The organism is Vibrio sp. 10N.222.55.A1 (genome assembly GCF_041473835.1).
GTDB classification, from domain to species: Bacteria; Pseudomonadota; Gammaproteobacteria; order Enterobacterales; family Vibrionaceae; genus Vibrio; species Vibrio crassostreae_C.
This window is the reverse complement of sequence record NZ_JBFRSX010000045.1, coordinates 59,396-69,266: the sequence shown is the minus strand read 5'-3', so window position 1 is coordinate 69,266 and position 9,871 is coordinate 59,396. Positions and strand designations below refer to the sequence as shown.

Sequence of the window (9,871 nt, the reverse complement as noted above, 5' to 3'; positions counted from 1 at the left end):
TTTCTATTGAATTTATAATAATTATTAAGAATATCTTAAAAAATGATATGTGACAGGTGGAGTAGTCAACTTATGTAGACTATTCTTCTATTGATTAGTTCATTAACAAAAAGCTATTTTTCTCGGAATGATATGTTGCATTGTTGCTCTTGGTGAGTACAATTGCGGCTACCTGATGCGAGGTGTTGGTTAATTTGTTGTTAAACTCTGGTTTACACGGTTAATAATGTTATCGCACGTAGAGGTGCAATTATAAAAAGTAACTTCCGTTGGGGTGATGCCAATGAACGGGAATGAAAGGTGTAATTGCCGAAGTAAATTGTATATCTAAGCAATTTGCTGGGGTTGTGCTCAATAGGTACAACACTGCCATAGTCTTAATTTTAAACTATGGAGCGCTACTGTAGGGTTGGGTGAAGTGTTCACTTCCCTTTCGCTTAGTTCAACATGAGCTTGGTCAGCCGTATCAAGTTTGTCTGCAGTAGATCTCTAGCCAAATAAAAAACTGGTTTTTGAAGATCATGAATTTAATAGATTTTGCAACATCACCTTTATCTTTGCTTCCGCCCCTTGTGGCTTTGAGCCTTGCTATTGTTACCCGCCGTGTATTGGTTTCTTTGGGTGTCGGTATCATCATGGGTGCGATTCTACTTGCTGATTACTCAGTAGGTAACGCAGCTAGCTACGTATTTACTAAAGCATCTGGTGTTTTCATCGAAGATGGTGGCATCAACACTTGGAACATGAGCATCATTGCATTCCTAATTATTCTTGGAATGACAACGGCATTATTAACACTGTCTGGCGGTACTCGCGCATTCGCGGAGTGGGCACAGTCTCGCGTTAAGAGCAAACGTGGTTCAAAACTACTTGCTGCTTTCTTAGGTGTATTCATCTTTGTTGATGACTACTTTAACAGCCTAGCGGTTGGTGCTATCTCTCGTCCTGTAACAGACCGCTTCTATGTATCTCGCGCTAAGCTTGCTTATATCCTAGATTCAACTGCTGCTCCTATGTGTGTGATCATGCCTGCTTCTAGCTGGGGTGCTTACATCATCACGATCATTGGTGGCATCTTAGTGACACACGGTGTGACAGAGTATTCTGCACTGGGTGCTTACGTTCGTCTTATCCCAATGAACTTCTACGCTGTATTCGCACTACTAATGGTGTTCGCAGTAGCATGGTTCGGTCTAGACGTTGGTAAGATGCGTGAGCATGAGATCGAAGCATCTCAAGGCCGTGGCTTTGAAGGTGACAACGATCAAAAGCAAGCTCACGATCTAAACGAAGAGTTAGATATCGAAGAGAGCGAAAACGGTTCTGTTTCTGACCTAATCATGCCGATCGTTTCATTGATCGTAGCGACTGTAGCTGCGATGCTTTACACAGGCGGTCAAGCGTTAGCTGCTGATGGTCAAGCGTTTAACCTACTTGGTGCATTCGAAAATACAGATGTTGGTAAATCTCTTGTTTACGGTGGTGTTATCGGCTTACTAGTAGCACTAGCGACAGTATTCAAGCAAAAGCTATCTATGGCCGATATCGCAAGAACAATGTGGATTGGTGCAAGCTCTATGTTTGGCGCAATCCTAATCCTTGTATTCGCATGGACTATCGGTTCTGTAATCGGCGACATGAAAACAGGTTCGTACCTATCATCTCTAGTAACGGGCAGCATTGATTACCACTGGTTACCGGTTATGTTGTTCCTTCTAGCGGGCGTTATGGCGTTCTCTACAGGTACATCTTGGGGTACGTTCGGTATCATGCTACCAATCGCGGGTGATATGGCTGCAGCATCGGATATCGCACTGATTCTTCCAATGCTAAGTGCGGTTCTAGCGGGTGCAGTATTTGGTGACCACTGTTCTCCAATCTCAGATACGACGATTCTGTCTTCTACTGGTGCTCGTTGTAACCACATCGACCACGTCTCGACTCAGCTTCCATACGCGTTGTCTGTAGCGTTCGTATCGTGCATTGGTTTCATCACTCTAGGTATGACATCTTCAATTGGCATCGCATTTGGCGCAGCGTCTCTAACGTTTGTTGCTGTATGTTTTGCATTGGCTTACTTCTCTCGCTGCAAAATGGCGACGTGCAAAAGCTAAAATTGAAAGTTAATCAGTAAACTATCAGGGAGGCGTTTGCCTCCCTTTTTTGTGCCTGTTAATTTAATTTTAAGTTTCGTGAAAAAAGTTCGAATAAATGGTTGAAAAAGGATGTCAGCTTAGTTAGTGTGGAGACAAGACAGCAAACAACCTAAGAGCTGATAAGTATGCGTAAATTAGTAATGAAAATTCATCACCATCATCACCCTATCTAGTCTTTCGGGGAGATTTACGTATACCCGGGAGCAAGATTACTCCCGGAGGTTAAGTCAAAAGAATTTAGATTTAAACCCTCGGGATGACAAAGTCCCCGAGGGTTTTTTAGTTTTATCGCTTTTAAATAATCAATAAATTCAAATATTTGCACAGGGATACAGCAATGCAGACACAACGCCTAAGAATCGCAATTCAAAAGAAAGGTCGCTTAAGTAAAGAGTGCCAAGACCTACTTAAAAAATGTGGTGTTAAATTTAATATCATGGGTGAGCGCCTAGTGGTTCACTCACTAAATATGCCAATCGACTTGTTACTCGTTCGTGATGACGACATCCCAGGTCTTATCATGGATGGTGTAGTTGACCTTGGTTTCATCGGTGAAAATGAACTAGAAGAAGTTCGTCTAGATCGTGTTGCTCTTAAAGAGCCTTCAGAGTTCCGCACACTACGTCGTTTAGACTTCGGTGGTTGCCGCCTTTCAATCGCTATTAATAAAGACGAAGAATACAACGGCCCACAAGACTTAGCGGGCAAACGTATTGCGACAACCTACCCACAACTACTTAAAGCCTACATGGACGAGCAGGGTGTTGAGTTCAGCACTTGTATGCTAACAGGTTCGGTTGAAGTCGCGCCTCGCGCTGGCCTTGCAGACGCTATCGCTGATTTAGTTTCTACAGGTGCAACGCTTGAAGCGAACGGCCTAAAAGAAGCAGAAGCTATCTTCCAATCGAAAGCAACACTGATTCAACGTGTTGGCGACTTCGACGCAGACAAGACCGCACTGATTGAAAAACTACTGACTCGTATGCAGGGTGTTCAACAAGCGAAAGAGTCGAAGTACATCATGCTTCACGCGCCAACCTCTCAACTAGAGCAAATCAAAGCACTACTGCCTGGTGCTGAAGATCCAACGGTTCTTCCTCTATCTACAGACAAAGACAAAGTTGCCGTGCACCTAGTAAGTACAGAGAACTTGTTCTGGGAAACAATGGAACAGCTGAAAGAGTTGGGTGCAAGCTCGATTCTAGTATTACCAATCGAAAAAATGATGGGGTAGTGACGATGAGAACCGTTGTTTGGCAATCTTTAAGTGAATCACAGCAAGACTCGGTATTAGAGCGTCCAGCTATTACTGAAGGTGCAAACATCACAGCGACTGTTTCTGATGTTATTGCAAAAGTACGAAATGAAGGCGATGCCGCGCTTAAAAAGCTGACTGCAAAGTTTGATGGTGTAACTCCAGAATCTATCCGAGTCAGTTCGGGTGAGATTGAAGAGGCGTGTGCTCGTCTAACACCAGAGATGAAGCAAGCGTTAGAGCAAGCTTATAGCAACATTGCTAAGTTTCACGAAGCTCAAAAGCCGCAGCCAATTAAGGTTGAGACACAGCCTGGTGTTGTGTGTGAGCAAGTGACGCGCGCGATTAATACTGTTGGCCTTTATATTCCCGGTGGCAGTGCGCCACTACCGTCAACGGTTCTTATGTTAGGTGTTCCTGCTCAAATCGCAGGTTGTCGTAAGGTTGTGCTTTGTTCACCTCCGCCAATCGCTGATGAAATCTTGTATGTCGCTAAGCTTTGTAAGATCGACGAAGTTTACAACGTTGGTGGTGGTCAAGCGGTTGCAGCAATGGCTTACGGTACCGAGAGTGTGGCTAAAGTCGATAAGATCTTCGGCCCAGGTAATGCCTACGTTACGGAAGCAAAGCGCCAAGTGAGTAATGACTTCCGCGGAGCAGCTATTGATATGCCAGCTGGCCCATCTGAAGTGTTAGTGATTGCTGATGAAACGGCTGATGCAGACTTCATTGCAGCGGATTTGTTGAGCCAAGCGGAACACGGGCCTGACTCTCAAGTAGTATTGGTAACTCCATCTCCAGTGGTTGCAGACCAAGTAACAGAAGCGGTTCAAAAGCAACTGAAAGAACTGTCTCGTGCGAACATCGCTCAGCAAGCATTGGCTTCAAGCTTAATCATCATTGCTGAATCGATCACTCAAGCGATTGCGATTTCGAATTTCTACGGTCCTGAGCACTTGATCGTTCAAACCAAGAATCCACGTGAATTGCTGCCATTGCTAGATAATGCAGGCTCAATTTTCCTTGGTGACTGGTCTCCAGAATCTGCAGGTGACTACGCATCCGGCACAAACCACGTTCTTCCGACTTACGGTTATACCAAGACGTATTCAAGCCTAGGTTTGGCTGATTTCTCTAAGCGAATGACGGTGCAGGAGCTAACAGCCGATGGGTTGAAAGGCCTAGCGCCAACAGTAGTAACAATGGCGGAAGCCGAAGGTTTGGATGCACACAAACGCGCTGTGACTATCCGAGTTGAAAAGTTAAATAAAGCGAAATAAGGGTAGGGCATGGAAAAGTTAGCAAGAAAACAAGTTCAGGCTCTAACACCTTACTTGTCTGCAAGACGCATAGGCGGTACTGGTGATGTATGGCTAAACGCCAACGAATCTCCGTTTGATAACGAGTACAACCTGAACTTGTCTCGTCTTAACCGTTACAGCGAATGTCAGCCAAAAGAGCTGATTGATGCTTACGCTCAATACGCAGGCGTGAAATCAGAGCAAACACTGACGACTCGTGGTGCTGACGAAGGCATTGAGTTATTGATTCGTGCTTTCTGTGAGCCGAACGAAGACGCTATTCTTTACTGCCCACCTACTTACGGTATGTACGCAATCAGTGCAGAGACGATTGGTGTTGAGCGTAAAGTTGTGCCTCTTACTTCTGAATGGCAATTGGATCTTCCAGCTATCGAAGCTCAGCTCGACAACGTAAAAGTGGTGTTTGTTTGTAGCCCAAATAACCCAACCGGTAATTTGGTTGATCGTAAAGACATCATCAAGCTGCTTGAAATGACACAAGACAAAGCGATTGTGGTGATGGATGAAGCGTATATCGATTTTTGTCCAGAAGCGTCAACCGTTGATTTGCTTGAGCAATATCCAAACCTAGCGATTCTGCGCACCTTGTCGAAGGCCTTTGCTTTGGCGGGCTTACGTTGTGGCTTTACGCTAGCGAATAAAGAGCTTATCGATGTACTGTTGAAAGTGATCGCTCCTTATCCTGTGCCAATCCCTGTTGCTGACATTGCCGTTCAAGCTCTCTCAGAGCAAGGACTAGCGCGAGCTAAGTTCCAAGTTCTAGATTTAAGTGCTAACCGAGCGTATTTGCAGGCGGGTCTATTAGGTATGCCTCAAGTGACGGTTTTTGATGGCTGGGGTAACTACTTACTGGTGAAATTCCCGAACGGCGATGAGTTATTTAAAGCGGCTTGGGATACGGGCATTATTTTGCGTAATTCACCTATTGAAGACTGTGTTCGTATTAGTATTGGTAACCGCGAAGAGTGCGAAAAGACACTTGGATTCATTCGTAACTTTTATCAGTAATGAAAGGCTTACCAGTAATAACATTTGCCAGTTTGAGTTGATTAATTGGGCTGGCAAGTGAAACCAATATTTTGGGTTAGCGTTTGATTTTAGCTAGGCCACCAGATTTAAAATTAAAAGGAAGTTCAAGTGAGTAAACAACAGAAAATACTTTTTATAGACCGTGACGGCACCTTAATTGTTGAGCCGCCAGTTGACTTTCAAGTAGACCGTTTAGACAAGCTAAAATTCGAACCGCGAGTAATTCCTAGCCTGCTTGCTTTGCAAGATGCTGGTTACCGCTTAGTAATGGTCACTAACCAAGATGGTTTAGGTACCGATAGCTACCCACAAGAAGATTTCGATGCACCACACAATATGATGATGGAGTTCTTCGAATCTCAAGGCGTTAAGTTTGACGACGTGCTTATTTGCCCTCACTTTGACGAAGACAACTGCTCTTGCCGTAAGCCTAAACTGGGTATGGTTAAAGAGTACCTACAAGGCGGTAAAGTCGATTTCCAACACTCTGTTGTGATTGGCGACCGAATGACGGATCTTCAACTGGCAGAGAACATGGCAATCCGCGGTATTCAATATAGCCCGGATGCGGAAACTGAAGGCACGCTTAACTGGCCACAAATCGTTAAAGATCTGACGGTTAATGCGCGTATTGCTGAAGTAGTTCGTACCACTAAAGAAACAGATATCAAGGTTGCAGTAAACCTTGATGAAACCGGTGGCAACAAGATCGATACCGGCATGGGTTTCTTCGACCACATGCTTGATCAAATCGCGACACACGGTGGTTTCCAAATGAACCTGACTGTGAAGGGCGACCTGCACATTGATGATCACCACACAGTCGAAGATACCGCTCTGGCTTTAGGCCAAGCATTGAAAGATGCACTAGGCGACAAACGTGGTATTGGCCGTTTTGGTTTCAGCCTACCAATGGATGAGTGTTTGGCTCAGTGTGCGTTAGACCTTTCTGGTCGTCCATACCTGAAGTTCGATGCTAAATTCAGCCGTGAGCAAGTGGGTGATCTTTCAACCGAGATGGTGGTTCACTTCTTCCGTTCTCTAACTGACACATTGGCTTGCACGCTACACCTTTCTTCTGATGGCAATAATGATCACCACATCATTGAGAGCCTGTTCAAAGCGTTTGGCCGTACTCTTCGCCAAGCAATCAAAGTTGAAGGTAACGAGTTACCAAGCAGCAAAGGCGTTCTGTAAGGGTTCGGTATGAAAGAGCAAAAAGTCGTTATTATTGATACTGGTTGTGCCAACGTTTCATCGGTGAAGTTTGCGATTGAACGTTTGGGCTACGCAGTTGAAATTTCAAAAGAACCAGAAGTGGTTCTTGCTGCCGACAAGCTATTCCTACCCGGTGTAGGTACAGCAAGTGAGGCAATGAAGAACCTGCACGAGCGTGACCTTGTTACCCTTGTCAAGCAAGTTGAGAAGCCTCTGCTGGGTATCTGTCTAGGTATGCAGCTGTTAGGCAAACTGTCTCAAGAGAAAGGTCAAAAGGCTGATGAGTTAGTTGAATGCCTAGGTTTGTGTGATGGTGAAGTTCGTTTACTTGAAACGGGCGACTTGCCATTACCACACATGGGTTGGAACACCGTAACGGCAACACCTAATCATCCTCTATTTAAAGACATTGAAGAAGGCGAATACTTCTACTTTGTTCATAGCTTCGCAATGCCAGTGGGCGACTACACAATCGCACAATGTGATTACGGTAATCCGTTCACTGCGGCGGTTCAAAGTGGCAATTATTATGGTGTTCAGTTCCACCCAGAGCGATCTTCGAAAGCTGGCTCTAAGCTGATTCAGAACTTCTTGGAATTGTAATAAGGATTAGGCAGCGGCTAACGTTGCCATATAAGGAATGTAAATGATTATTCCCGCGTTAGATTTAATTGAAGGCCAAGTAGTTCGCTTATTCCAAGGAGACTACGGGCAAGTAACAGAATACAAAGTAGACCCAGCAGAGCAGTTTAATCTGTATCACCAAGCTGGTGCTGGTTGGCTGCACCTTGTTGACTTAACAGGTGCAAAAGACACAACGGCTCGTCAGTTAGACTTGATTGCTAAGCTACTGGCTAGCACGCCTGCGAACATCCAGATTGGTGGTGGCGTGCGCAATGAACAAGATGTCGTTGATCTGCTAGAAGCTGGCGCACAGCGCGTTGTGGTTGGTTCTACAGCCGTTAAGCAACCTGAGTTGGTGAAAGGTTGGATGGAGACGTACGGCGCGGAAAAAATCGTGCTGGCTCTAGACATCAACATTGACGAAAGCGGCACACGTAAAGTGGCGATTTCAGGTTGGCGAGAAGATTCAGGCGTGACCATTGAAGCGCTAATTGAAGACTACCTCACGGTTGGCCTTAAACACGTGCTGTGTACCGATATTTCACGTGACGGCACGCTAGAAGGATCAAACGTAGAGCTCTATGTTGATCTTTGTAAGCAGTACCCACAAGTGCAATTCCAATCATCGGGCGGCATTGGCAGCCTAGCTGATATCGAAGCGCTTAAAGGCAGCGGTGTTGCGGGTGTGATTGTGGGTCGTGCGCTACTTGATGGCAAGTTTACCGCAGAGGAGGCATTTGCATGTTGGCAAAGCGAATAATCCCTTGTTTGGATGTCCGTGACGGACAAGTGGTTAAGGGCGTTCAGTTCCGTAACCACGAAATTATTGGTGACATCGTTCCGCTAGCACAACGCTATGCAGAAGAGGGCGCCGATGAATTGGTATTTTATGACATCACCGCATCAAGTGATGGCCGTGTGGTCGATAAAAGCTGGGTGAAACGCGTAGCTGAAGTGATCGATATCCCTTTCTGTGTCGCTGGTGGTATTAAATCAGCAGAAGATGCAGCGCGCATTCTTGAGTTTGGTGCGGATAAAGTGTCAATCAACTCACCGGCATTGGCTAATCCACAGCTGATTACTGACCTTGCTGATAAGTTTGGCGTTCAGTGTATCGTTGTCGGTATCGATTCATACTTCGACAAAGAAACCGGTAAATATCAGGTTTACCAATTTACAGGCGATGAAGCGCGTACTAAAGCAACCAAATGGGAAACCAAAGATTGGGTGCAGGAAGTACAGAAGCGTGGCGCAGGTGAGATTGTGTTAAACATGATGAACCAAGATGGCGTTCGTAACGGCTATGATATCGATCAGTTAAACATGGTGCGTGAAGTGTGTAATGTGCCATTGATTGCCTCTGGTGGCGCTGGTGCAATGGAGCACTTTGCTGAAGCTTATAAAAAGACCAACGTGGATGGAGCACTTGCGGCTTCGGTATTCCACAAACAAGTCATCAATATTGGTGAACTTAAACAGTATTTAAAACAACAAGATGTAGAGGTGCGACTATGAGTTTTGAACCCGTAAGCTTATCAAAAACAGAAGTAGGCGCATTGTCAGAGCGTATTAACTGGGAAAAAGTAGATGGCTTAGTGCCAGCGATTGTTCAAGATTACCAGTCAAGCCAAGTGCTAATGATGGGATACATGAACCCAGCCGCACTTGAGAAAACGGGTGAAACTGGCAATGTGACGTTTTTCTCTCGCACAAAAGAGCGTCTTTGGACGAAAGGTGAAACGTCGGGCAATGTATTGCAACTGCAAAACATCGCCTTGGACTGTGACAGCGACACCTTACTGGTTAAAGTTAATCCCATTGGTCCAACGTGCCACACAGGTACAACAACGTGTTGGGATGGAGACAAGCAAGAAGAGTCTCAGATGGTGTGGCTTCATCAGCTTGAGCAGCTATTGGCTGCCCGCAAGGACGCCGATCCTGAATCTTCTTATACTGCCAGTCTATATGCCCGTGGCACCAAGCGTATTTCGCAAAAAGTGGGCGAAGAAGGCGTTGAAGTCGCGCTTGCGGCGACGTCGGGCGATAAGGCGGAGTTAGTGTGTGAATCAGCAGATTTGATTTACCACCTAATGGTTCTTCTTCAAGACCAAGGCTTATCGATGGATGATGTGGTAAACAAGCTGAAAGAGCGTCATAAGTAAGCTCTCTTTAGATTAATAGAACCGCGTAAAAGACAGACAAAAGCCCCGCAAACAAACATGTTTACGGGGCTTTTTAGTTTTTTAATTTTCAAGATTTCAAGATTT

9 protein-coding genes, 1 riboswitch and 1 other annotated feature are annotated in these 9,871 nt (G+C 45.3%); all 9 genes read left to right on the top strand.

Annotated features, from left to right (window positions below):
• The first annotated feature begins 231 nt into the window (after positions 1-231).
• Positions 232-409, top strand: a riboswitch (Lysine riboswitch).
• A 112-nt stretch (positions 410-521) separates the two neighbouring features.
• The 9 genes from AB4493_RS14660 (at position 522) to hisIE (ending at position 9,766) form a co-directional block, all read left to right on the top strand.
• Positions 522-2,114, top strand: a complete 1,593-nt coding sequence (locus AB4493_RS14660; RefSeq protein WP_372155282.1) for a Na+/H+ antiporter NhaC family protein — start codon at positions 522-524, stop codon at positions 2,112-2,114.
• 190 nt (positions 2,115-2,304) lie between these two features.
• Positions 2,305-2,440: a sequence feature (His leader region), on the top strand.
• A gap of 53 nt (positions 2,441-2,493) precedes the next feature.
• The gene (gene hisG / locus AB4493_RS14655) at positions 2,494-3,390 is read left to right on the top strand and encodes an ATP phosphoribosyltransferase (protein ID WP_017060264.1); all 897 of its coding nucleotides are present in this window, start codon (positions 2,494-2,496) and stop codon (positions 3,388-3,390) included.
• Positions 3,390-4,691 carry a histidinol dehydrogenase gene (hisD, locus tag AB4493_RS14650; protein WP_017065318.1) on the top strand — a complete coding sequence of 434 codons (1,302 nt, stop codon included), beginning with the start codon at positions 3,390-3,392 and terminating at the stop codon, positions 4,689-4,691. Before hisG ends, hisD begins: the two co-directional genes overlap by 1 nt.
• Positions 4,692-4,700: 9 nt before the next feature.
• Positions 4,701-5,741 (top strand): histidinol-phosphate transaminase, encoded by a 1,041-nt coding sequence (gene hisC / locus AB4493_RS14645; RefSeq protein ID WP_017060266.1) that lies wholly within the window; start codon positions 4,701-4,703, stop codon positions 5,739-5,741.
• 129 nt (positions 5,742-5,870) lie between these two features.
• Positions 5,871-6,959 (top strand): bifunctional histidinol-phosphatase/imidazoleglycerol-phosphate dehydratase HisB, encoded by a 1,089-nt coding sequence (hisB, locus tag AB4493_RS14640; RefSeq protein WP_017067390.1) that lies wholly within the window; start codon positions 5,871-5,873, stop codon positions 6,957-6,959.
• Positions 6,960-6,968: 9 nt separating this feature from the next.
• Complete coding sequence (gene hisH, locus AB4493_RS14635; RefSeq protein WP_372155280.1) at positions 6,969-7,583, top strand: imidazole glycerol phosphate synthase subunit HisH; 615 nt, start codon at positions 6,969-6,971, stop codon at positions 7,581-7,583.
• Between the two features lie 43 nt (positions 7,584-7,626).
• A complete protein-coding gene (gene hisA / locus AB4493_RS14630) occupies positions 7,627-8,364 on the top strand; it encodes a 1-(5-phosphoribosyl)-5-[(5-phosphoribosylamino)methylideneamino]imidazole-4-carboxamide isomerase (RefSeq protein WP_372155279.1) in 738 nt (245 codons plus the stop codon).
• Complete coding sequence (gene hisF, locus AB4493_RS14625; RefSeq protein ID WP_017060270.1) at positions 8,346-9,119, top strand: imidazole glycerol phosphate synthase subunit HisF; 774 nt, start codon at positions 8,346-8,348, stop codon at positions 9,117-9,119. Before hisA ends, hisF begins: the two co-directional genes overlap by 19 nt.
• A complete protein-coding gene (hisIE, locus tag AB4493_RS14620) occupies positions 9,116-9,766 on the top strand; it encodes a bifunctional phosphoribosyl-AMP cyclohydrolase/phosphoribosyl-ATP diphosphatase HisIE (protein WP_017060271.1) in 651 nt (216 codons plus the stop codon). The genes hisF and hisIE overlap by 4 nt, the downstream gene beginning before the upstream one ends.
• Positions 9,767-9,871: the final 105 nt, after the last annotated feature.

Excerpts from the sequence above, each read along its gene's own strand:
- AB4493_RS14660 (WP_372155282.1), top strand. The coding sequence starts at position 522 with ATGAATTTAATAGATTTTGCAACATCACCTTTATCTTTGCTTCCGCCC.
- hisG (WP_017060264.1), top strand. The coding sequence starts at position 2,494 with ATGCAGACACAACGCCTAAGAATCGCAATTCAAAAGAAAGGTCGCTTA.
- hisC (WP_017060266.1), top strand. The coding sequence starts at position 4,701 with ATGGAAAAGTTAGCAAGAAAACAAGTTCAGGCTCTAACACCTTACTTG.
- hisH (WP_372155280.1), top strand. The coding sequence starts at position 6,969 with ATGAAAGAGCAAAAAGTCGTTATTATTGATACTGGTTGTGCCAACGTT.
- hisA (WP_372155279.1), top strand. The coding sequence starts at position 7,627 with ATGATTATTCCCGCGTTAGATTTAATTGAAGGCCAAGTAGTTCGCTTA.
- hisF (WP_017060270.1), top strand. The coding sequence starts at position 8,346 with ATGTTGGCAAAGCGAATAATCCCTTGTTTGGATGTCCGTGACGGACAA.
- hisIE (WP_017060271.1), top strand. The coding sequence starts at position 9,116 with ATGAGTTTTGAACCCGTAAGCTTATCAAAAACAGAAGTAGGCGCATTG.